Source organism: Tunturiibacter gelidiferens, from assembly GCF_051013345.1.
Lineage (GTDB): Bacteria > Acidobacteriota > Terriglobia > Terriglobales > Acidobacteriaceae > Edaphobacter > Edaphobacter gelidiferens_A.
The window spans coordinates 3794639-3815410 of sequence record NZ_CP132939.1; the positions used below are offsets into that span (position 1 = coordinate 3794639).

Consider the following 20772-nt stretch of genomic DNA (forward strand, 5'->3'; position numbering starts at 1 on the left):
TTTGCTCCTGGAGAGGAGATCGGTGAGAGTCTTTGCATGGGTATTTCAGGCAGGACTCAATCAGCCGACTTGTTAAAGATAGCACAGCTTGCAGCGTAAAACACTGGCTGCAAGCTGTGAGTTGGTCGAAAGTATTTTCGCCGCGGTTGGTGCTCGAGCGGCTACAAACCTTAGACTAGCCGACGAAGTCTACTTTGGCGCGGTGGGGGATGATGCCGCGATCGTAGCCCATGGCGAGGAGCTTGCGAATAGCTTCTTTGCCGTCTTCGCCGTAGTTGAGGGTGCGCTCATTGACGTACATGCCGACGAAGCGGTTGGCGAGGGTGGGATCGAGGTCGCGGGCGAACTGCATCGCGTAGGTCAGAGCCTCTTCGCGGTGGTCGAGCGCGTGCTGGATGCTATCGCGCAGGGCGTTGGTGGTGGTGAGGAGGGTTTCGGCTCCGAGGGAGCGGCGGATGGCGTTGCCGCCGAGGGGAGAGGAGGCCGGTCTGTTCGCGCCACCACTGGCCGAGATCGAGCAGCTTGATGAGGCCGTCGTTGGCGTAGGTGAGCTGGCCTTCGTGGATGATGAGGCCGGCGTCGAACTCGCCCGCGACAACAGAGGGGATGATCTTGTCGAAGGGGACGGTGACGGTTTCGATCTCGGGGGCGAGGAGCTTGAGGGTGAGGTAGGCGGTGGTGAGGGTGCCGGGGACGGCGATGCGGGTCTTCTTCACGTCGTCGAGAGAGAGCTTGCGGGGCGCGACGATCATGGGGCCGTAGCCTTCGCCGACGCTGCCACCGCAGGACATGAGGGTGTAGTTATCTTGCAAGTAGGGGTAGGCGTGGAAGGAGATGGCGGTGACGTCGTAGAAGGCCTCGTTGATAGCTCGGTGATTAAGGGTCTCGATGTCGGTGAGGGTATGGGTGAACTTGAAGCCGGGGACTCGAACCTTGTTGGTAGCGAGGCCGTAGAACATGAAGGCGTCGTCGGAGTCGGGGCTGTGGGCGATGCTGATTTCCTGGATTGCGGTGGTGGCGGTGGTCATGATGCTTCCTTCGGTGTTCGTGATGCCTGTGTGATGCGCAAGGGGAGTAAAGAGGCGTTGCGCTGCGGTTGGATGCTTGCGGCTGGGTCGCTAAGGTTACGACTGACGCCAGCGTTGGAGCGAGCTGAAGATGCCGGCGGCAGCGGTGATCTTGACGACTTCACCGGGAAGGAACGGGGCGACGGCCATGGTCCAGGTGGCTGCGGCGCTGGTGTGGAGGAGATGCGAGAGCCAGCCTGCTCCGAGGAGGAAGATGGGTGCACTTGCGATGGTGGCGGCTACGAGGCCGGCGCGGAAGCGTGTTGTGATGCGTTGCATGGCGCGGACGGCCCAACCGGCGGTGGCAGCGGCGAGAGGGTAGGAGAAGAGGTAGCCCGCGTTGGGGCCGAGCAGATGCGCGATGCCGCCGACGCTGTGGGGGTGAAGACGGGAAGGCCCATGGCTCCTTCGGCAAGATAGAGGACCATCGCGGAGAAGCCAGCGACGGGGCCAAGCAGCATGCCGACGAGGATGACCGCGATGTTCTGCAGAGTGAGCGGCACGGGCGTGAAGGGGAGCGGCAGAGAGATGTGAGCGCAGATGCCGACGAAGGCGCTAGCTGCGACAGTGAGGATGACATTGCCGGAGAGGGACTCCTGAAGCGATCCGGAGTGGCGAGTGAGATCGAGTTGAGAGGATGTAGCGGATTGCATGCTGGAGGGTCCTTTCGCGCTGGTGATGCTTGATGAAGTTGCTTTGATGCTCGTCCCGGCGATGTCGAATTTTTAGATCAGGCCCTTATGACGGATTCTGTGTGAGCCCGGTTGACACGTTGTAAGGCCGGTGAGAGGCGATCTCGGCTCTTCGATTGTAAGCCAGTTGGAGGTGAAAGACCGAGGTACTGGTTGTGTCGTGAGCAAGGAAACGATGGGTCGAGATGGCAAAAAGAATCCGCATGCTCCATCAGAAGGATAACAAGGAGGCTCAGGTTCGTGCAGTTTTTCGGTTCAGGTTGTTATGGGACGATTTGCTTTCTTTTGAGATGTCTTGCAGGCGAAGCATAATGAAGTAGGTACGTGCTGGTTGAAATTAGGTTTTCCGCTTGACGGTAAATGATGTGAAGTTTGTACTGGAATTTGAGATGGCTCGTTTGAATACAACAGGTATGGGTGCGAAGCGGTCAGGTGCGATCGTGCCCCTGTCGAAATCTGCCCGAGTGGGGTGGCGGAAGGTCGCTACCGGCGCGGCGGCGGTGCTCGCGGTGGCGATGGGATACCACGTTATCTTTGGGCAGAACGGGCTGACGGTGTATCAGCAGAAGCGTAATGATGCCCAGAGCCTGGACGGCCAGCTGCGTAGCCTGCAACGGGAGAACGATCTGTTGAAGGGGCATGTAGGCAGACTGCAAAGTGATCCGAACGCGATTGAACATCAGGCGCGCGAAGAGCTGCACTACACGCGGCCCGGTGAAGTGATCGTGTATATGCCTGCCACGGCCGGATCGAGTCCCGCTAACGTGGCCAAGCAGTAGTTACGTCAGTCACATCGCTCGACGTCATGACGTTTGTCATTGCTATGCGCTGCAAGGTGTTCAACGGCCTTCTCCATTGAAGAGAGGGCCATTTGAGCTACTCAGATCGTAGAGCCTCGGTGAGGTCTACGGATGCTGCGCGACTGGCGGGAAGCAGTGAGGCCACCAAGGCGAGCAGCAGAAGTGAGATTGTGGCGAGGGTAAGGACAAGCGGATCGAAGGGGCTCACACCGAAGAGGAAGGACCGCAGTAACCTAGAGGCAGCAACAGCTCCTGCGAGACCTATTCCGCAACCGAAGAGTGCGAGCTTCGCGCCGGAGAGAACGACGAGTCGGAAGATACCGGAGCGCTGCGAGCCGAGGGCCATGCGAATGGCCATCTCCTGTACCCGCAGTGCGACCGAGAACGCGATGACGCTGTAGATACCGAGGATGGCAAGTAAAACGGCGATCGAGGCGAACGACGTGATCAGCGCAGTGTTGAAGCGGCGCGGAGCTTCAGAGTCCGAGATGGCGTGCTCCATGCTTTGAACCTGGGTGAGAGGAAGCTGCGGGTCGATAGAGTGCACCGTGGAACGCAGCAGGTTTTCCATCTGCTCGGGTGCCATCGCTGTTCGCAATACAATGTATCCGCCATTATCAGCGATGTCGGTGGGAGATCCGAGTGATCCGGCCATCTCTGCCTCCTGCTCGTCCGGTATGTAGTACTGCTGCTTCAGGGGAAGGTCGGGGGAGTTCTCCTTCACATCTGCAACTTCGCCGACTACCACCGCCCACGGTGTCTTCATCGTCTCTGTGCCGATGCGAAACCTCTTACCGAGGGGTTTTGGTTTGGCCAGGACTGCTGGGCCAGCATGTGGTTGACGATGACGACGGGTGGCTGGTTGGCGTTGTCATCCGGTGTGAAAAATCTGCCATGGAGGAGTGGAATCCCCATCGCCCGGAAGTAATCACCTCGCAACCCGATTGAGGTTCCTAGATCGAGCCCTCCCGCAGTTGCTGGTAGAACATGTCCTTCAGCGACAAAGGCGCTGCTGGAATTGTTTCCGCTTGCTGGGAGGAAGGTAGTAAAGCCGACGGCTTTGACACCGGGGAGGGCCTGCAGACGCGCCAAAAGCTGATGACCGAACTCATTGACGGCTGTCTGGTTTCCATATTGTTTTTTGGGGAGGCTGTAATTGGCCACCAGAGTATGATCCGGCTGAAAGCCCAGATCTACCTGACGCATCTTCTCGAAGCTGCGGAGCAGCAGCCCGGATGCAGCGAGGAGGACAAGCGCGACGGCGATCTCCGAGATGACCAGAGCTGAGCGGAGCCTGGCGTGGCCGCCGCCTGAGGTGCCGGTTCGGCCGCCTTCTTTGAGGGTGTCGTTGACGCTGGTGCGGATGGCGGCGAAGGCTGGGGCGAGGCCGCAGAGAATGCCGGTGACGACTGCAAGGCCGAGGGCGAAGGCGACGACCGGCCAGTCAAGGCCGATCTCATTGATGCGTGGCAGCGTCTCGGGTAATGCTTGAATGCCTAGATGGAGGGCGACGGCGGCGAGAATAAGCCCAATGACGCCTCCGGATACGCTGAGGACCAGGCTTTCGAGGATGGCCTGCCAGAGCAGGGTGGAAGACGAAGCGCCAAGTGCGAGACGGACGGCAATCTCGCGGCGGCGTCGAATGGAGCGCACCAGAAGAAGACCGGCGAGGTTGGCGCAGGCTATCAATAGAACGACTGTGACGGCGAGGAAGAGGGTTCGGATGAGAGGGCGAGCCTCCTCGACGATCTCGTCGTTGAGTGGCCTGATGATTGAGATGATGCTGAATCCTGCCATGAAGGCGGGATAGCGCCGATTCCGAGCTCTTGCGGTTCGAAGCTGATGGGAGCCCACAGTTCGCTACGGTTGAGGTGGCCGGGAACGAGGGGAAATTCGAAGTTGCGGGGCATCACGCCAATAACCAGGTAAGGCTTACGATCGAGGAGGACTTTGCGGCCAAGGATATTGGGGTCGCCCTGAAAACGGCTTTGCCAGGTTGCGTAACTGAGCACCATGACCTGCTGGTGCTGCTCGTCCTCCTGTTGGGTGAAGACCCGCCCGAGGAGTGGCTGGACCGCGAGGGCGGGGAAGACGCCGCTGCTCATTCTTGCTGCGTTTACATTGGCGGGTTCGCCTCCGCCGGAGAGCTCGTAGCTGGTGGACTGGTATCCGCCGAGGCTGATGAAGCTGTGAGTGTCGCGGGTGTAGTTGCGAATATCGGGGGCAGTGACACCGGCTTCGCCGTTACCGCCGACGTCCAGGCCTTTGAGGATGTCCGAGAGGACGACAAGGCGGCTGGGTTCTGGAAAGGGAAGTGGGCGCAAGAGGACCCCTTCGACGAGAGAGAAGATTGCTGTGGTTGCACCGATCGCTAAAGCAAGCATCAGAATGGCGGTGGCGGCGAATCCGGGCGACTTTGACAGGTGGCGAACGGCAATCTTCAGATCTTGAAAGAACGAGCTCATGCGGGATCCTCGGAGAGATGATTATGAGGGACTTAGCAATTGTCTTGCCAGAGGAGAAACGGGAGAAAATGCCTGTTTTTATCATTTCATTGGGCTGTGGATGCCCTCTCCCGACGTGCGGGTGTCCACGAGTGGAAAGATTGTCCAAGGGTGGACACAAAGTGGCCTAGGTGGGGAAGGGAGATGAATTCCGAAGGCTGGTGATTTATACTTGTCGCTTGCCCTGCAACCGGCGTGGCGCTGGTCGAAAGACCTCCCGCAAGGTCACGCAAAATCCGGGCACGCAGCCGATTCCCAGCAGGGAAGCGGCTTTCGCGCGAAGTGAAGGTTTTAGTCAAGCATGATTCGTATTCTGCAGCAGGACAACCGCATCACGAAGATTATCTTCGCCGTCATTATTGGATTTGCCGTGATCACGATGGTGATTACGCTGGTGCCGGGCATCTTTGACAACGCCACGACGAACGATGCTTCGGTGTATGCGACGGTCAAACAGCCTGGGGTCTTTGGACGTGTCTTTGGGGAGAGCACGCCGATTAAGACGGTTGAGGTAAATCAGCTGGCGAGCCGACAGCTGCAGCAGCAGCATTTTCCTGATGCGTTGCTGCCTTACTTTTTGCCGCGAGCCGGGCAGATCCTGGTGCAGCGGGCGATCCTGAAGCATGAAGCGGACAGGATGAACCTTCAGGTGAGCGACGAGGATCTGCGCCGCGAGTTGCAGACAGGACCATTTGCTCAGTATCTGTTTCCCAACGGCCAATATATTGGCGATGACGCTTACATTAACTTCGTACAGAGCGCGTTCCAGACGACTCGTGGGGATTTTGAGTCGCAGGTGAAGAGCGATATGGAGCTGAACCGTCTCCAGGCGCTGATCACGGGAGGGGTTTCGGTCTCGGATAACGCAGTGCGCGAAGCCTACAAAGTCGATGGGACCAAAGTGAAGTTCGACTACGCTGTGATCTCGTCGGATGATGTGCGCAAGACGATCAACCCGTCGGACTCGGAGTTGCAGGCGTTCTTCAAGACAAACGCAGCGCGCTATGCGAATGCTGTTCCGGAGACGCGGAAGATTGAGTATGTCTCGTTCGACACGTCGAATCTGCCCGGTGGCAAGCCTCAGATTTCAGATGCGGATGTATTGGCTTACTACAACGCGCACAAGGACCAATACCAGGTGAAGGAGCAGGTGAAGGTTCGCCATATCCTGATCGCCGTTCCTGCCGGCTCTGATGCGAAGACGGATGCCGCTGCAAAGGCGAAGGCTGAGGACATTCTCAAGCAGATCAAAGGCGGCGGAAACTTCGCGGATCTCGCGAGCAAGAATTCGGACGACCCGGGCAGTAAGACGCAGGGCGGGGAGCTGGGATGGCTGGATCGCGGCAAGACGGTACCGGAGTTTGATAAGGCGGCGTTCACACTCGCGCCGGGACAGACTTCGGATCTGATCAAGACGCAGTTCGGGTATCACATCCTACAAGTAGAGGAGAAGAAGACGGCGCATCTCCGTCCATTGGACGAGGTGAAGCCCGAGATTGTGCCGGTGCTTGAACAGCAGAGGGCGGGCGCGGCCGAGCAAACATTCGCTTCGACACTGGCTGCGGATGCGAAGAAAAATGGTTTGGAGAAGGCGGCTGCCTCCAAGGGACTGCACGCGGTGACGACTGATTATGTTGCCAAAGATGGCGTGATTGCCGGACTGGCGGATGGTTCGGCGTTGCTGACGCAGGCGTTCTCGGTGGTGAAGGGTGCGGATCCCGCTCCGGTTGCCACAGGCGATGGATTTGCGGTGTTCCAGGTAACTGATGTGAAGCCCGCGCATGCCCCGGAGTTTGCGGATTACAAGTCGCACGTTCTTGAAGACTATCGCGAACAGCAGGTACCTCAGTTGCTGAGCGCTCAGTTGAACAAACTGGACGAACGGGCGAAGGTGCTTAACGATCTGAAGAAGGCCGCGGCCGAGATGAACGTTCCGTTGAAGACGAGCGATCTGGTCGGCAAGGATGGTCAGGTTCCGGATCTCGGCGCGATGAGTGGCGCGGGTTCGGTAGCGTTCTCGCTGCCGAAGGGCGCTATCTCAGGACCGATCAATGCGGGACGGGTTGTAGTTGTTCTTAGCGTGATCGACAAGCAGGAACCGACAGCCGACGACATCGCTAAGAACTTCAATGCAACGAGAGATAAGCTGCTCAACGAGCAGCGGGAGGAGATCTTCCGCGTGTACATCGGCGAGCTGACACAAAAGTACGAGAAGGGCGGCGCGGTCCGGCTCTCGAAGAGGCAGGCTGAGCCGGGTTTGCCAGCTGGAAACTAGCCTCTTAGTCAATACTTGAGATGCCCCAGGGAGAAGAACCTCTGGGGCATTTGTGTTTTGCACTATGGTGCTTTCGACCGAATCTGTGCAATGGTACGCTGGCCAATCGCCGCGACAGACCGCGTCGTCGCGATCACGGCATCAACCTACGTTGTAGCGAGTTCGAGGGCTGGCACGATCGAGCGGGTTCGAGGGCGAATCGTTGGAACGATCACAGGGGTTCCGTCAGGGCTGGCGTGTCTTCCGTCGGCCGATCATCTGCCGATTATGATCTGGGTGGCGACGGCGGTGGCCATGATCATCTATGCCGTGGCGCTCCCGGAGTGGTACGACATTGCGTGTGCAGCCTTCGCCTTTACGCTTATCGTGACGATGGCCGCAACGGGAGATCACTCGTTTGCCCATGCGTGTGTCGAGGGCTTGGGAGACAATGATCGGAGGTGTGGTCGGCCTGGTGGCGGCCATGCTCATCGTGCCGCGCCGAATATTTCGATCGAACACCTTTTAGGTCTTGTGCTGTCGATTACGTCGGCGTATAGGTTTCTGGCATCATAGGTTGGAGCTACAACAGGGGGCCTGGATGAGTGGGGAAGTGAGCAATCAGGAACGGTTGTCGGGAGTCTTGCTGCATGTTACGTCGTTGCCCTCTTACGGCGGGATAGGGGACTTTGGGCCGGCCGCGTATGCGTTTGTGGATTTTCTGGCCGCGGCGAAGCAGAGGATGTGGCAGGTACTGCCGCTGAGTCCGACAGGATACGGGAGTTCTCCGTATTCGGCGCTGTCGGCGTTTGCGGGAAATCCACTGCTGATTAGCCTGGAGATGCTGGTGCATGACGGGTGGATTGCGAGGGAACGGATCGTGGGCTTGCCGGGGCATGATGGGCCTGCGGACTTTGACGCGGCGTTCCGGTTGAAGCTGCCGCTGATTGAAGAGGCGGCGGGTAATTTTCTGGATCATGCGCCGGATGACAGGCGCGCAAGCTTTCAGAGGTTCTGCGAGCACAATAGCTCATGGCTGCAGGACTACGCGATGTTCAACGTGCTGCGGCGTGTGCATGAGTATGAGAGCTGGCATGAGTGGCCGGCGGAGTATGCGCGGCGTAACGGCGATGCGTTGAGCAAGTTGATGAACGAGTACGGACGCGAACTCGCGGTTGAACAGGTCATTCAGTTTTTTTCAACGAGCAATGGTGCGGGCTACGGGGATATTGTGCGGAGCGGAAAATTCGCATCATGGGTGATGTTGCGATCTTTGTGAACTACGACAGCGCCGACGTGTGGACGCATCCTGAGATGTTCGAGTTGGATGAAGAGCTGAGGCCGATCCGGGTGTCGGGTGTACCGCCGGACTACTTTTCGGTGACTGGACAGCGGTGGGGGAATCCTCTTTACAAGTGGGGTCTGCTGAAGGAGCGCGGATTCGATTGGTGGGTGGCACGGATTCGGCGATCGCTGACTCTATACGATGTGATTCGGCTGGACCACTTTCGCGGATTTGAGGCGTTCTGGTCCATTCCGGCAGAGGAAGAGACGGCAATCAACGGGCAGTGGGTGAAGGCTCCGGGGCATGAACTGTTTCAGCGGCTGAAGGAGGTCTTTGGCGATCTCCCATTTGTCGCGGAGGATCTTGGGCTAATCACCCCTGAGGTGGACGAGTTGCGGGAGCACTTCAGCATGCCGGGGATGCGGATTCTTCAATTTGGGTTTTCGGATCGCGGGGCACATCTCTACCTGCCCCACCGCTATGTCCCGAACACGGTGGTTTACACGGGGACGCACGACAATAACACGACCCTGGGTTGGTGGCGGGATGATGTGAGCAATGTCGAGCGTACCAATGTGCAAACTTATCTGCAAAAGATGGATCACGACGAAGATATTGTGTGGGCAATGATCCGTGCGGCGGCTCGTTCTGTGGCGAATCTTTGTGTATTTCCGATGCAGGATGTGTTGCATCTCGGCAGCGAGGCAAGGATGAACACTCCTTCGGCTGGCGCGGGCAACTGGAGTTGGCGGTATGGCCTGAACGCGGTGCATCCGGACTTTGCGAATCAGCTTGCGGAGTTGATGGCGATGACCGATCGCGATGGATGGGAGAAGCCAACGGAGGGTGTTGAGGCGGGAAAGCCGGTGGAAGAGGGTTCGAAACGGGCAGAGCTCGGCGCGAACGTTTAGACTGGGAGGGTATCTAAATTCTCAGGAGCACCAAAGCATGCCTCTCTCCGGCGAAGCAATCCGCACTATGAACTATGTTGACGACATCTCAGTAACGTTGCGCCGCATTCTCGCGGTGCTGCCGTCCTTGACAGAGGAAGAGCGCCAGCGCGTGTCCGACCATATCAAAGGCGCAGAGCCGAGCTATGAGTCTGTGATCACCGCTGTCGCGAGCAAGAAGTGACACAAGAGGCTGCGGGCCAGTCGTTGCTCGAGATTCGCAGGGTTGCGATCATCGGGGCCGGCGCGGCTGGCCGCAGCTTCGCTTTAGCTTGTGCTGCCGCAGGGTTCGACGTTGTGTTGGAAGATGTGATGCCGGCCAATCTGTGGCGGGCTGAGGCCGAGTACTCCGATCTGAGCAAACGCTTCGCGGCAGGCAGTCTGGAGTTGGCCTCGACGGTCGAGGACGCTGTCCGCACAGCTGATATTGCGGTGGACTTTGTGCCAGATGAACTGGAGTCGAAGCTTGAGATCTTCAGCATGATTGATCGGATGGCGCCGCCCAGGACGATTTTATGTACGCCCAGTTATGCGCTGAGTATTACCGATCTAGCGTCCTGCGTTTATAGGCCGGAACGGTGCGTTGCGTTGCGGGGCGACCTTGTTAGGGGTGATGCGGTAGTAGCTCCGACGGTACGCCTGTTGTATCCGGCGGCTGCCCTGAAGCCCATTGTAGAGGCTGTCAGTCGGTTTCTATCTATGCTTGGACTTGCAGCAGAGGCGGAGGCGGATCCCGATGAGCCTGCGCTCATTAAAAATATTCCGGCAGCGCGGTAGTTTGCTTTTTGTTGCAGTTATCCCTTTCTGTGTGAGCGAAGATTGCCACGGTTATTCGTTACTGGAAGGGAACTGGTTTGCTCGACTTTACGTAGACAACTACGGGTAGTCTTCGTCCAACCATAGCTATGCGCGCTCTTTTCAATATCTTCGCTCAGGTACTCCGGTCCATTGGTGCCAACAAGCTTCGTTCCTTCCTGACGATGTTTGGCATTGCATGGGGGTGGCCTCGCTTTTGCTGCTGATTGGACTGGGCGAGGGGTTTCGCTCAGGGCAGCGTAGAGGGCTCGCAGAGCTTGGCACTGATGTAATCATGATGTGGGGCGGAACGATTCCGGTGCTGCCAGAGCAGCATGTGGGTATGCGGCCATACAAGCTGACGATGAGCGATGTGGCGGCGATTCGCGCCCAGGCCCCCGACGTTCGGAATGTGACCTCGATCATCAATCGCAGCGATCTGAAGCAGGTAAGCGATTTTTCGAGTGCGGGCGGACAGGTGTTGGGGGTTGAACTGAACTATCCGCAGATCGCGAATCTGCCCATCGCTCAGGGACGATTTTTGAACCAGCAGGATCTGGCCGAGCGACGGCAGGTGGTTGTGTTGGGACAGAGGATGGTTGGACTTCTGTTTCCGGGGCGGCCCCGCTCGGCGCAGTGATCACATTGAATGGATACCGGTTTCAAGTGATTGGGGTGGCGAAGAAGGTAGGGCGCGGCAACAACGATGGACCGAATCAGCGGATTTACATTCCAATGACAACGATGCAGGAGTTCTTTCCGATTACTGGAGATAATATCCCGCAGGATTCGATCTCTCAAATCCAGTACCAGCCGCTGACAGAAGAGTTGAACGAGACGGCGAAGTCTGAGGTGCACAGGATCATCGCGACTCGGCATGGCTTTGATCCTGTCCGGAAAGAGGGCTTCGAGGAGTGGGACACTATCAAATCGAACCGCATGGTGGGGTTGATCTTTACTGCGATGGATGTTTTTCTGGGTGGGGTCGGCATTGTGACGCTTGCACTTGGAGCTGTGGGGATTATCAATATCATGCTGGTGACGGTGACTGAGCGAACGAAAGAGATTGGCCTCCGAAAGGCACTGGGTGCAACAAATCGAAGCATCCTCTTCCAGTTCTTTCTTGAGGGCCTGACGCTGACGGCACTGAGCGGGTTCATTGGAATTATCGGCGCCGCGGCGTTGATGGCAGCGCTCGGTTCGGTAGTCGGAAATAATGACATGGGGTTCGATCCCCCGCGCCTTGTGCCCTGGTCGGCGGCGATGGCGATGGGCACGTTGACCTTGTGCGGAATTGTGGCTGGACTCTATCCGGCGAGACAGGCCGCGATGCTAGCTCCTGTGGAAGCCCTGCGAAAGGAATAAGACCATGCTGAGTGACATCCTGGGACAGGCTATCGAGGCGATGAGACACAATCGCCGACGGACGACGATCACGATTGTGGGTATGGCATGGGGCATCGCCACGGTAGTGTTACTGCTGGCGTACGGCGCCGGCTTCGGACAGGCGTTCGAGAATATCTTCGCTCAGTTTGGTACGAACATGATCGGCGTATTCCGGGACGAACCAGCGAGCAGGCGGGCGGCTCGAAGGCGGGGGTGCAGGTTCGGCTCACACAGGAGGATGTAGAAAAAATTCAGGAGACGGTTCCAGGGGTGATGCGCGTCGCGCCTACAGTGGATAAAACTGTGCCGGTGCAGAACGATCTGCATAGCTTTAGCTGGGATGTAACCGGAATCACGCCGGATTTGCAGTCGATTCAAAGGCTGGACCTGGCCGAGGGGCGGCCCATTACGGAAGCTGATGTGCAGCAGCGGGCGCACGTTACCGTAATCGGGTCGGAGGCGAAAACAAAGTTATTCTCGGGGCTATACCCGATTGGCGAGAAGATCCGGCTAAATGGCGTGAGTTTTGAAGTAGTCGGGGTGATGACGCCGAAGATGCAGGAGGGCGACGACAGCGACATCAACCGTCAAGTGAACGTCCCGCTGACGACGATGAGCGATATCAAGGACACGAAATACCTCGACGGCATCTGGCTGGACTACAAAGGCGACCCAAAGATGGTGGAGGAGGCGCTACGCAAGACCCTCGCGGTCGCGCACGGTTACAGGCCGAGCGATCGGCGCGCTGTGTTCGTGGCCAATATCATGGAACAACTGACGCAGTTCCGAATTATCTCTTTGGGGCTGCAAGTCCTGCTGTCATTTATCGGCGCGCTGACGCTGGGAATTGCAGGCATCGGTTTGATGAACATCATGCTGGTGAGTGTGCAGCAGAGAACGCGTGAGATTGGCGTTGAGAAAGCTCTTGGCGCACGCAAGCGTCATATCCTGTTACAGTTTCTCGCCGAAGCGTTAGTAATCTCCGGGATTGGTGGCGTTGGCGGAATCGCACTGGCTTATGCGGTGGCAAAAGGAGTCGGGCGGATTACGTTCTATAGTGCCCTGGCGTCAAATGCGGAAGCCGGAGATATCCATCTCCTGATCTCTCCAAACACAGTATTAGTCGCAACGGTAATTCTCATCATCGTCGGCACGATCAGCGGTATGATTCCGGCGATGAAGGCAGCTGCTCTGGATCCTATCGAGGCGCTGCGGTACGAATAGGCTTGTCGATGCTGATCTTCGAGGCTCCGTGCCCGATGAGTGCAGATAAAATGCGGAGCTCATCAGGGGCGCAGCGGTCGATGCTTCCCAAGCGATGTTATTCGCTCCGCTAGTTTTCGGTCTGTTCTCGTTTGTAGGGTTTTTGCATGGAAGCGCGGGCTTCGTTAACCGCACCCTGGGTGTTGTCGTTGGTCTGGACGGCGAGGCGGTACTCGTTGACAGCGCGGTCGCGTTGTCCGGTAACGTCAAAGATGCGGCCCAGTTCGATGTGGCTCCACACCTCAACCCATTTGGGATCGCCGTCGCCGCGAAGGGCGTCGCGGAAGCTGTTGGCGGCGGACTGGTAGTTGCGCTGCATGAAGAAGATTTCGCCGATACGGTAGGCCGCGAGCGAGCTGTTCTTGTTGGCGTCGAGAGCCTTTTGATATTCGATGAGGGCGGCCGTGAGGTCTCCCTGTGCGACCTGCTCCTGCCCACGGAGGACAGCGACTCGCACCGCTAGATCGGGCGTGCTCTTGAGGAGCCAATTGTCTGGGTCGATGCTGATGCGGCGGGGACGACCGAAGGTTTCGATGGAATATTGCGAGTCAGAGCCGGAGACGTCGACGCGACGAATCTCTGTTTTACCGTCGGTTTCGATGCGAAGTTCGATCGGCATGCGGAAGAGGTCCAGGTCCTGAGTGATGGCGCCAATGGTGCGGAAGCCCTTGTTGTCGCCGAGGCGGAAGACAGAGTATTTGTCGGCGAAGGCCGGGCTCCGGTTCCGTCAAGCCACTGGGCGAAGAAGGGTTCCAGTTGGAGGCTGGATTCCTTTTCGGCTATGGCTTTCACGTTGGAGGTATGGATGGATTTGTCGGTGTACTGCGAAAGGATAGTGCGGAGAAATTTGGTGAAGACGTCGTCACCCATCTCCCAGCGAAGCATGTGAAATACCATGGCGCCTTTCTCGAGGGTCATGGACTGGAACTGCGGGGAGAAGGGGTCGAGGCGGCCGATGGTTGTGAGGGGCTCGGTGTCGTAGGCCAGAGCGCCGGCGGAAACGTCGGTGATGGCAGACTGGAAGGCGTTTTTGCCTGAGGAGTCCTCGAGATACATCAGCTCAGCGTAACGAGACATGCCGTTCGTGATCCAGGCATCGTTCATCGTTGCGGGCGAGACCTGGCTGCCCCACCACTGGTGGGCGAGGGTGTTGGAGAGCAGGCGCTGCTCGTTACGGGCAGCGATGCGGCTGCCGGCGATGGCGGCTATCTCGGGGGCCCAGGCGGCGGAGACTGCGTCGTCGGGAAGTTCCACCAGGTTCATGTGGGTAGATTCGGGTTGGCCGAAGGTGCCCGACATGAAGAGATATTCGCGCTCTGCCAGGCTGGCGAAGTCATGGGCATGCTCTTTGTGTTTTTCTGTTACGTACACGCGCATGTTGCCCGCGGTTATGGGCTCAAGGAACCTGCCTGCGATGATCGTGCCGGGGAAGCCGGGTTTTGCCCACTTGAAGGTGTGCTCGGTGCGGTTGCCGGGGAGGCTCTTCGATGCGGCGACCCCGCTGCCGGACCCCACGACGCGCTCATCGGAGGGGACTCGGATGTGCATCTCGGCGGTGAAGCGGTTGGTGAAGAGGCCCGTCATGGGGAACCAGCGCCCGGCGTAGAGCAGGATGCTGATGGGATCTTCGACGGAGGCGAGCTTGATGCCTTCAACCGGGCTCGTGTCCGCGCCTTTGAGGGTCCCGGAGTATTCGAAGTGATACGTGGTGCTGGCGCCCTTTGCGAGCGGCGTGGAGAGCGTGAAGCGAACGGTACTGTTGTTGGTGAGGCGCTCGGATTCGAGGGAATGGCCCTGGGCGTCGGTGACCTTGGTGATCTGCAGGCCGTTGTTCAGCTCGAAGGTGGGGGTTGTGAGGTCTTCGAGGGCGGTGAAGGTGACGTCGGCGGTGGCGCTAAGGCGGTTGACGGAGGGGTCAAGGTCCGCGCTGATGAGGTAGCCGGTAATCTGCAGCTGCGGCTTTACCGGAGCAGCCCAGGCTGCCGCCGTGAGAAGACAGAGAGAGAGCACTCTCATGGGTGTCGTTCGAAGGATGCGGAAGAGGGAGGACATGCGGGCTAAGATTCCTCAAAACATCATGGTACAGCGATCGATTGATTAGACGCTTGCAGTTACGTTTGGGCCACCAACGGGCATTTTTCGAGACAAAAGTTCTTCGACGGCATCGCAAACCTGCCGCATCGAGCTTGAATTCAAGTCTGGACGGAGGATGTGACGAATTTCTGCGAGGTCTGCGATCATCTGCTGGCGCTGGGGCGTGTCGGGAAGCAGGGGGCGTAGGGCGGCCGCCACGTTTTCCGCGGTGAAGCGGTTCTGCAGGAGCTCCGGCACGATGCGGCGGCCGGCGATAAGGTTGACCATGGCGATGGGAAGGTTGCCGTCCGCGTCAGGTGGGGCGGGGATCTCCGGGGGTAATGGATGAGGCGTCTCGCCAGCCGAAAGGTGAGCGGGGAGACACGGTAGACGACGAGGAAGGGGTTTCCGACTAAGGCGGCCTGGATGGTAGCCGTGCCGCTGGCGACGACCCCGGCGCGGGCATGATGAAGGGCTTCGCGGGCGTCAGGGACGAGGTGTTGGAGTGCTAGCCGACCTGGGCCACCGATACGCTCTCTCCGTTGTCCTCCCGAAGTCATGAGTCGTTCGATCCATTCGCGTTTGAGCGTGGAGGCGACAGGGACGATGTACTCGTAGCCGTTGCCGAGGGCGGCGGCTGCGTCGAGCATGGTCGGCAGGTTCAGCCTAACCTCCTTCGTTCGTGAGCCGGGCAGCAAAGCGATCCATAGTTTGTCAGGATTCAACCCATGTTGCCTGGCATAATCTTCACGTGTGATGGTGGGGAGGGAAGTTCCGCCAGGGGATGACCGACAAAGGCGGCGTCGACTCCTCGGGCACGGTAGAACTTCTCTTCAAACGGGAAGATGACCAGCATACGGTCGACGCGCTGCTGGACCCAACGGAGGCGACGACGCTTCCAGGCCCAGAGTTGTGGGCTTACGAAGTAGAGGACTGGGATGTCGAGTTTTTTCAGTTCGCGGGCCAGGCGGAGGTTGACGTCAGGGAAGTCGATGAGGATGGCGACGTCGGGGCGGCGCTCTTTGATAGCGTCGACGAGGCGTCGGTACTCGCCGTAGATGTATGGCATGTGCCGAATGACTTCGGTGATGCCCATGTGAGCGACGTCCTCGGCGCGGACGATGCGGTTGAAGCCGGCGGCCTCCATCTCTTTACCGCCAAGGCCGAAACTGGCGAGCCGGGGGCGACGTCTGCGAAGTTCGTTGAGGAGCTGGGCTCCGTAGTGGTCGCCACTGGCTTCGCCTGCGGTGAGCAAGATGGTCGGGTTGGGGTTCGTGACGATGGATACAGTGTAGATTTTTCTGGAGGCGTTTGCATGGCTTTAAGTGCAACCAAGAGGTTTCAGGCGGTGCTGGAGCTGGCCAGTAACGGGCTGGGATGGGTGATCGTGTGGCTGCCGTTCGACGTTGAGAAGGCATGGAAGAAGATGGTCCGGCTGCGGGTTAAGGTGGAGATTGGGGGCGAGATCTTTCGAACTTCTTTGTTTGGCGATGCGGTGAGGGGTGGGCATTACGTTCTGGTGAACAAGAAGATGCAGAAGGCTGCACGCGCAACCGTCGGCGGGATGGTGGAGGTTGCGATCGAACCTGATCTTGAGGAACGTGAGCCGGCGGCCACTGCGGAGTTCGAGAAGCTGTTGAAGCGGGAGAAGAGGCTGGCGAAGTGGTATGGGGAACAGAGTGAGTCGATGCAATACGAGGTGGGCAAGTGGTTGAATGCGGTGAAGAGTCACGAGGCGCGGCAGAGACGGGCGGAGCAGATGGGCGAGCGGCTTATGTTGGCGATGGAGGGAGAGAAGGTGTTGCCGCCGGTGGTAGAGGTGGCGTTTCGAAGCTGTCCGGCGGCGCGGCGCGGATGGGAGGCTCTGACGGCGACCCAGCGCCGAAGCAGCTTGCTGGCGATCTTTTATATCAAAGCCCAGAGGCGCGAGAGAGACGGGTGAAGAAGTTGGTGGAGGATTGCTTGAAGGCGGCGGAAAGATGAGAGACCGAATTCTTTCTTTTGCGCTGGATCTTGTCGGACTGGTGTTTCTTCGAAGAGACCGCCTGAATGGCTCGATGAAACGTTTGCTCGATGCGTTTGCCTTCGACCAGGGGCGTCTGACTATTCGAAGCGGCGGCAGAAAACTGTCCGCTGTGTATGTTCGAGCGAGCGATGACGCACCTGTGTTTCTGATCTGCCACGGGATCGGGGAGCAGGTCGAGTACTGGAGTGGCGTTCAGGAGCTATTGAAGGCAATGGAAATTTCATCGCTCGTGTTCAATTACTCCGGGTATGGCGCTAGCTCCGGCAGAGTGAGCGTGGCGCATTGCGAAGAAGATGCGATTGCGGCTTACCGGGAGTTGAAGGATCGCGGGCACCGGTGCATATTCTTGCTGGGCTTTTCTCTTGGAAGCGGCGTGGTTTTGGCTGTTGCACCACGGCTCAAGATTGATGGTGTGATTCTTTGCCAGGGGTATTCGACGCTTCGCGAGGCGGCGCTCGCGATGGGCTTTCGGCGTTGGATGACTTATGCGATGCCCGATGTCTGGCACAACCTTCGTCAGTTGAATGAAATAACGATGCCGGTTCTGGTAGTCCACAGTGATAGGGATCAGCTGTTTCCGGTGGCCATGGCGAAGCGAGTCCATAAGGCTTGTGGAGAGAGTGGGGAACTGATCATCGTCTCTGGATTTGCACACGATGGGCCGGTCTACTTTCCGACAGAGGCGTACTGGCGACCGGTTGTCGAGTGGGCAAACCGGATGTCTACAAAGATCCTTGCAGAGGAGTTGCCCGCTGGAGACTAGTCAGCGCTGAGTGGTTCGAGCGGAACCGAGTCGCTGCCTGTGCCTAGCTCCTGATCGCGATACTGGAGTTGATAGAGTTTCCAGTACAGGCCGCGTTCGGTGAGAAGCTGCTGGTGGGTGCCGCGTTCGCGGAGCTGGCCTTTGTGCATGACCAGGATGGTGTCGGCGCGTTGAATAGTAGAGAGACGGTGCGCGATGAGAATCGAGGTCCGCCCGGTGATCATGCGGGAGAGCGCGAGGCGGACTCGGAGTTCGGTGTCCGTATCGACGGAGGAGGTGGCTTCGTCCAGGATGAGGATGCGGGGCGAGTGGGCGAGGGCGCGGGCGAAGCTGATGAGCTGCTTCTGGCCGGTGGAGAGCGTGGCGCCCCGTTCGCGCACTGGCTCGGCAAATTGCAAGGGCAGCGAGCGGATAAAGTCGCCTACGTTAACCTCGTCCGCGGCGAGCTCGAGATGTTCGTCGGTGATCCACTTAGAGCCGAGGCGAATATTGTCCGCGATGGTGCCGGTGAAGAGGAATGGATCCTGCAGGACGACGCCGAAGCGCTGGCGAAGCTTCTTCAGGTCCTGTTCGCGAACGTCGACGCCATCGACCAGAATGCTGCCACGCTGGATGTCATAGAAGCGCATCATGAGGCCAGTGATGGTTGTTTTACCGGCGCCGGTGTGGCCGACGATGGCTGCGGTTTCGTCTGGTTCGACGGTGAAGCTGACGCCGCGAAGGATCCATTCGATATCGGCGAAGGTGTTAAGTTCATTCTCGGTGGCGCTTGAGACGCGGACGCATTGCGCTTCATCGAGCTTTTGGTAGGTGAACCAGACGTTGCGAAACTCGACGCGTCCAGAGTCATCGCCAGCGATTGGAGAAGCTGGGGAGACGATGGTGGGTTGGGTATCCAACAGATTGAAGACGCGTTCGCTGGCTGCCATGGCGGCTTGCAAAATGTTGTACTTCTCGCTGAGATCTTGAATAGGCCGGAAGAAGCGCTGCGCGTACTGGATGAATGCGATGAGAACGCCGACGGTCACGACGCTGCCACTCTTTGGCAGAGCGTGGAGGAGAGGCTGAAGTTCGTGGAGTTGTGTCGCCTGAAGATAATGGAGGGCTGAGGTGCCACCCCGCCAGATGACCAGGGCGATTGCGGTAGAGCTGAGGAACTCGACCACCGGGTAGTAGACCGCGTAGGCAAAGATAGCATCGGTCCAGGCTTGCTTGTTCTCCGCATTGACGGAGGAGTAGTCGTTGAAGGCGCGGCGTTCGCGGTTGAAGAGCTGCACGATAGACATGCCGGACACGTACTCCTGCGTGAAGGAGTTGATGCGCGCGGTGGCGGCGCGCTGGCGGCGGTAGCTGTCGCGGACGTGGCGGCGGAAGATCTTTGTGACGTAGAGAATCGCCGGGATGACTGAGAGCGCCAGCAGGGCGAGCGGCCAGCTCATTCGCAGCATAATGAGAACGATGAAGAGAAGTACGAAGATGTCCTCGAAGATGGCGAGCACGCCGGATGTGAACATCTCGTTGAGCGCGTCAACATCCGAGGTGACGCGGGTGACGAGCTTGCCGACGGGGTTGTGATCGAAGAAGGAGGGTTGCATTCGCTGTAGGTGTCGGAAGATCTGGCTACGTAGATCGAACATGATCTTCTGGCCGGTCCACTGCATCATGTAAGTCTGCGCGAACTCCAGCACGTAGGTGAGAAGCAGCGCCCCGAGGTAGAGACAACCGATCTGCGTGATACCAGTCATGGGTCGCGAGCTGAGATGGCGCGCGAGCCAGGAGAGCTTCGCCGGAGGGGTGTCGGTCATGTAGGTGTCAACGGCGACCTTGACCAGATACGGCCCCATGACGTCGGTCGAAGCCTTGAAGAAGATGGTGAGAGCGGAGAGGCCGGTCTGTAGCTTGTAGGGCTTGAGGTATGTCAGAAGGCGGCGCATCAGACGCGCGTCGTAGGCTTTGCCTGCGACCTCATCGTCCTGGGACGGTTTTTTCGCGGTCTGTTCCTGCGAATCCTTCGGTTTCTGCTCGTCGGCCATGTGCAATTTCTATTTTAGATGCTAAAGGTCATCCGCAGATTCGGGAAGTGTACGTTCCATTAGGGTTTTAGGTCTGTTACCACTGCGCCCAGAACATTGCCCTGATTGTTCTGCTGGGCGAAGACCACCACACGCATGTTGCCCAGGTTCGCATCTACGGGTGCGTTGAGGCTGAAGTTAAGAGGGGCGGCGCCCAGATCTTTCAAAGAGCCGATACGCTGCAGGGTCCGCACGACGCCGACGTGCTGAAGTCTGCGACCACCATTTTCGCCCTTGCGAACGTCGGTGATGTCCGTCGGATCGACCAGGGCGGCGTAGAGTTCGCCGTGCGATGAAGATGCCGAGGATGCGGGCAACGAGACAGAGGCTGAAATCTTTCGGGCGTCTACAACGGGGCGGGAGAGCGACAGGTTTAGTTTGGATTTCTGTGCAGCGCTTGCGATCGAACGGTGGGCGCGGGTGGTGTCGTTGCCGACGAACTGGTCGGTTCCGTCGACGACCATCTGCGGGGTATAGACGCCGTCAACGCCGAGGCGGGCGCTGTACTGGCTTTGACGCTCCGTGTACTGGTGCGATGAGAAACGGTCGTGCCAACCGAGGTTGTCCAAGTAGTCGACGTGCTCGCCGAGGACGATGATCTCAGCGTTTTGAATGGGTTGATCGCGGTCAAGCTTGGCCAGCAGCGCATCTGCCGGGGGACAACTGGAACAACCCTCCGAAGTGAAGAGCTCCACCAAAACCGGCGTGCGGTTCGACGGAGCAGCCTGCGAGAGAGCGGAGATCGGAGTGGCGAGGACGAAAAGCGAAAGGACGGAGGTGGCGAAGGATCGAATCTGCGACATGGTACTGAACCTCTGTAACGTTAGAGCCATTTGTGCTCG

The 20772-nt window shown here is 58.5% G+C and carries 22 protein-coding genes and 2 pseudogenes; 12 read left to right on the forward strand and 12 right to left on the reverse strand.

The annotated features are described in order from the left end of the window. Positions 1-175 precede the first annotated feature (175 nt). The 3 genes and pseudogenes from RBB80_RS18905 to RBB80_RS18915 all read right to left on the reverse strand — a co-directional run bounded on the left by RBB80_RS18905 (position 176) and on the right by RBB80_RS18915 (position 1720). Positions 176-1028 (reverse strand): annotated as a pseudogene (locus tag RBB80_RS18905) (menaquinone biosynthesis family protein). 96 nt (positions 1029-1124) lie between these two features. Further along, on the reverse strand, positions 1125-1421 hold the full coding sequence (locus tag RBB80_RS18910) for a biotin transporter BioY (RefSeq protein ID WP_433969754.1): 297 nt from the start codon (positions 1419-1421) through the stop codon (positions 1125-1127). Beyond that, complete coding sequence (locus RBB80_RS18915; protein ID WP_433964008.1) at positions 1307-1720, reverse strand: biotin transporter BioY; 414 nt, start codon at positions 1718-1720, stop codon at positions 1307-1309. Before RBB80_RS18915 ends, RBB80_RS18910 begins: the two co-directional genes overlap by 115 nt. 389 nt (positions 1721-2109) lie before the next feature. Here RBB80_RS18915 and RBB80_RS18920 point away from each other — a divergent pair, with 389 nt between their 5' ends. Continuing rightward, positions 2110-2538: an FtsB family cell division protein gene (locus RBB80_RS18920; protein WP_433964009.1), complete on the forward strand. Its 429-nt coding sequence runs from the start codon at positions 2110-2112 to the stop codon at positions 2536-2538. A gap of 97 nt (positions 2539-2635) precedes the next feature. On the opposite strand, the gene RBB80_RS18925 is transcribed toward RBB80_RS18920, so the two are convergent. From RBB80_RS18925 to RBB80_RS18935, 3 genes are read right to left on the reverse strand one after another with little or no spacing between them, the layout of a single operon-like run. Further along, positions 2636-3325 (reverse strand): FtsX-like permease family protein, encoded by a 690-nt coding sequence (locus RBB80_RS18925; RefSeq protein ID WP_433964010.1) that lies wholly within the window; start codon positions 3323-3325, stop codon positions 2636-2638. After that, positions 3322-4356 carry an FtsX-like permease family protein gene (locus tag RBB80_RS18930; RefSeq protein ID WP_433964011.1) on the reverse strand — a complete coding sequence of 345 codons (1035 nt, stop codon included), beginning with the start codon at positions 4354-4356 and terminating at the stop codon, positions 3322-3324. Before RBB80_RS18930 ends, RBB80_RS18925 begins: the two co-directional genes overlap by 4 nt. Next, on the reverse strand, positions 4245-5024 hold the full coding sequence (locus RBB80_RS18935) for an ABC transporter permease (RefSeq protein ID WP_433964012.1): 780 nt from the start codon (positions 5022-5024) through the stop codon (positions 4245-4247). Before RBB80_RS18935 ends, RBB80_RS18930 begins: the two co-directional genes overlap by 112 nt. A gap of 340 nt (positions 5025-5364) precedes the next feature. Here RBB80_RS18935 and RBB80_RS18940 point away from each other — a divergent pair, with 340 nt between their 5' ends. The 9 genes and pseudogenes from RBB80_RS18940 (at position 5365) to RBB80_RS18980 (ending at position 12957) form a co-directional block, all read left to right on the forward strand. Further along, on the forward strand, positions 5365-7338 hold the full coding sequence (locus RBB80_RS18940; RefSeq protein ID WP_433964013.1) for a peptidyl-prolyl cis-trans isomerase: 1974 nt from the start codon (positions 5365-5367) through the stop codon (positions 7336-7338). Between the two features lie 90 nt (positions 7339-7428). Next, positions 7429-7893: an FUSC family protein gene (locus RBB80_RS18945; protein WP_433964014.1), complete on the forward strand. Its 465-nt coding sequence runs from the start codon at positions 7429-7431 to the stop codon at positions 7891-7893. Between the two features lie 25 nt (positions 7894-7918). Beyond that, a pseudogene (gene malQ / locus RBB80_RS18950) lies at positions 7919-9513 on the forward strand (4-alpha-glucanotransferase). 37 nt (positions 9514-9550) lie between these two features. Beyond that, positions 9551-9736, forward strand: coding sequence for a hypothetical protein (locus RBB80_RS18955; RefSeq protein ID WP_433964015.1), 186 nt, complete (start codon positions 9551-9553; stop codon positions 9734-9736). Beyond that, complete coding sequence (locus tag RBB80_RS18960; RefSeq protein WP_433964016.1) at positions 9733-10329, forward strand: 3-hydroxyacyl-CoA dehydrogenase NAD-binding domain-containing protein; 597 nt, start codon at positions 9733-9735, stop codon at positions 10327-10329. The genes RBB80_RS18955 and RBB80_RS18960 overlap by 4 nt, the downstream gene beginning before the upstream one ends. A 217-nt stretch (positions 10330-10546) precedes the next feature. Next, positions 10547-10987: an ABC transporter permease gene (locus RBB80_RS18965; RefSeq protein WP_433964017.1), complete on the forward strand. Its 441-nt coding sequence runs from the start codon at positions 10547-10549 to the stop codon at positions 10985-10987. Further along, positions 10885-11712 carry an ABC transporter permease gene (locus RBB80_RS18970; protein WP_433969755.1) on the forward strand — a complete coding sequence of 276 codons (828 nt, stop codon included), beginning with the start codon at positions 10885-10887 and terminating at the stop codon, positions 11710-11712. The genes RBB80_RS18965 and RBB80_RS18970 overlap by 103 nt, the downstream gene beginning before the upstream one ends. 4 nt (positions 11713-11716) lie before the next feature. After that, positions 11717-11977: an ABC transporter permease gene (locus RBB80_RS18975; protein WP_433964018.1), complete on the forward strand. Its 261-nt coding sequence runs from the start codon at positions 11717-11719 to the stop codon at positions 11975-11977. Continuing rightward, positions 11947-12957 (forward strand): ABC transporter permease, encoded by a 1011-nt coding sequence (locus tag RBB80_RS18980; protein ID WP_433964019.1) that lies wholly within the window; start codon positions 11947-11949, stop codon positions 12955-12957. The genes RBB80_RS18975 and RBB80_RS18980 overlap by 31 nt, the downstream gene beginning before the upstream one ends. Positions 12958-13066: 109 nt before the next feature. Here the strand turns inward: RBB80_RS18980 and RBB80_RS18985 are convergent, their stop codons facing one another. The 4 genes from RBB80_RS18985 to RBB80_RS19000 form a co-directional block, all read right to left on the reverse strand. Then, positions 13067-13453 carry a tetratricopeptide repeat protein gene (locus RBB80_RS18985; RefSeq protein ID WP_433964020.1) on the reverse strand — a complete coding sequence of 129 codons (387 nt, stop codon included), beginning with the start codon at positions 13451-13453 and terminating at the stop codon, positions 13067-13069. A gap of 2 nt (positions 13454-13455) precedes the next feature. Beyond that, entirely contained in the window at positions 13456-15048 is a 1593-nt protein-coding gene (locus RBB80_RS18990; RefSeq protein ID WP_433964021.1) for a M1 family metallopeptidase, read from the reverse strand. A 185-nt stretch (positions 15049-15233) separates the two neighbouring features. Further along, positions 15234-15794 (reverse strand): hypothetical protein, encoded by a 561-nt coding sequence (locus RBB80_RS18995; protein ID WP_433964022.1) that lies wholly within the window; start codon positions 15792-15794, stop codon positions 15234-15236. Further along, positions 15791-16324: a hypothetical protein gene (locus RBB80_RS19000; protein WP_433964023.1), complete on the reverse strand. Its 534-nt coding sequence runs from the start codon at positions 16322-16324 to the stop codon at positions 15791-15793. Before RBB80_RS19000 ends, RBB80_RS18995 begins: the two co-directional genes overlap by 4 nt. Before the next feature lie 60 nt (positions 16325-16384). Here RBB80_RS19000 and RBB80_RS19005 point away from each other — a divergent pair, with 60 nt between their 5' ends. Together RBB80_RS19005 and RBB80_RS19010 are read left to right on the forward strand one after the other, a co-directional pair. Further along, on the forward strand, positions 16385-17011 hold the full coding sequence (locus tag RBB80_RS19005) for a YdeI/OmpD-associated family protein (RefSeq protein WP_433964024.1): 627 nt from the start codon (positions 16385-16387) through the stop codon (positions 17009-17011). Between the two features lie 37 nt (positions 17012-17048). Beyond that, entirely contained in the window at positions 17049-17858 is an 810-nt protein-coding gene (locus RBB80_RS19010; RefSeq protein ID WP_433964025.1) for an alpha/beta hydrolase, read from the forward strand. Here the strand turns inward: RBB80_RS19010 and RBB80_RS19015 are convergent. Next, positions 17855-19891 carry an ABC transporter ATP-binding protein gene (locus tag RBB80_RS19015; protein ID WP_433964026.1) on the reverse strand — a complete coding sequence of 679 codons (2037 nt, stop codon included), beginning with the start codon at positions 19889-19891 and terminating at the stop codon, positions 17855-17857. The genes RBB80_RS19010 and RBB80_RS19015 overlap by 4 nt on opposite strands. Before the next feature lie 59 nt (positions 19892-19950). Further along, positions 19951-20733: a DUF1223 domain-containing protein gene (locus tag RBB80_RS19020; RefSeq protein ID WP_433964027.1), complete on the reverse strand. Its 783-nt coding sequence runs from the start codon at positions 20731-20733 to the stop codon at positions 19951-19953. Positions 20734-20772: the final 39 nt, after the last annotated feature.

Coding starts and splice junctions, on each gene's coding strand:
- RBB80_RS18925 (WP_433964010.1), bottom strand. CDS start 3,325: ATGAAGACACCGTGGGCGGTGGTAGTCGGCGAAGTTGCAGATGTGAAG.
- RBB80_RS18955 (WP_433964015.1), top strand. CDS start 9,551: ATGCCTCTCTCCGGCGAAGCAATCCGCACTATGAACTATGTTGACGAC.
- RBB80_RS18930 (WP_433964011.1), bottom strand. CDS start 4,356: ATGGCAGGATTCAGCATCATCTCAATCATCAGGCCACTCAACGACGAG.
- RBB80_RS19010 (WP_433964025.1), top strand. CDS start 17,049: ATGAGAGACCGAATTCTTTCTTTTGCGCTGGATCTTGTCGGACTGGTG.
- RBB80_RS19005 (WP_433964024.1), top strand. CDS start 16,385: ATGGCTTTAAGTGCAACCAAGAGGTTTCAGGCGGTGCTGGAGCTGGCC.
- RBB80_RS18935 (WP_433964012.1), bottom strand. CDS start 5,024: ATGAGCTCGTTCTTTCAAGATCTGAAGATTGCCGTTCGCCACCTGTCA.
- RBB80_RS18945 (WP_433964014.1), top strand. CDS start 7,429: ATGGTACGCTGGCCAATCGCCGCGACAGACCGCGTCGTCGCGATCACG.
- RBB80_RS19020 (WP_433964027.1), bottom strand. CDS start 20,733: ATGTCGCAGATTCGATCCTTCGCCACCTCCGTCCTTTCGCTTTTCGTC.
- RBB80_RS18965 (WP_433964017.1), top strand. CDS start 10,547: ATGGGGGTGGCCTCGCTTTTGCTGCTGATTGGACTGGGCGAGGGGTTT.
- RBB80_RS18975 (WP_433964018.1), top strand. CDS start 11,717: ATGCTGAGTGACATCCTGGGACAGGCTATCGAGGCGATGAGACACAAT.
- RBB80_RS19015 (WP_433964026.1), bottom strand. CDS start 19,891: ATGGCCGACGAGCAGAAACCGAAGGATTCGCAGGAACAGACCGCGAAA.
- RBB80_RS18915 (WP_433964008.1), bottom strand. CDS start 1,720: ATGCAATCCGCTACATCCTCTCAACTCGATCTCACTCGCCACTCCGGA.
- RBB80_RS18990 (WP_433964021.1), bottom strand. CDS start 15,048: ATGTCCTCCCTCTTCCGCATCCTTCGAACGACACCCATGAGAGTGCTC.
- RBB80_RS18940 (WP_433964013.1), top strand. CDS start 5,365: ATGATTCGTATTCTGCAGCAGGACAACCGCATCACGAAGATTATCTTC.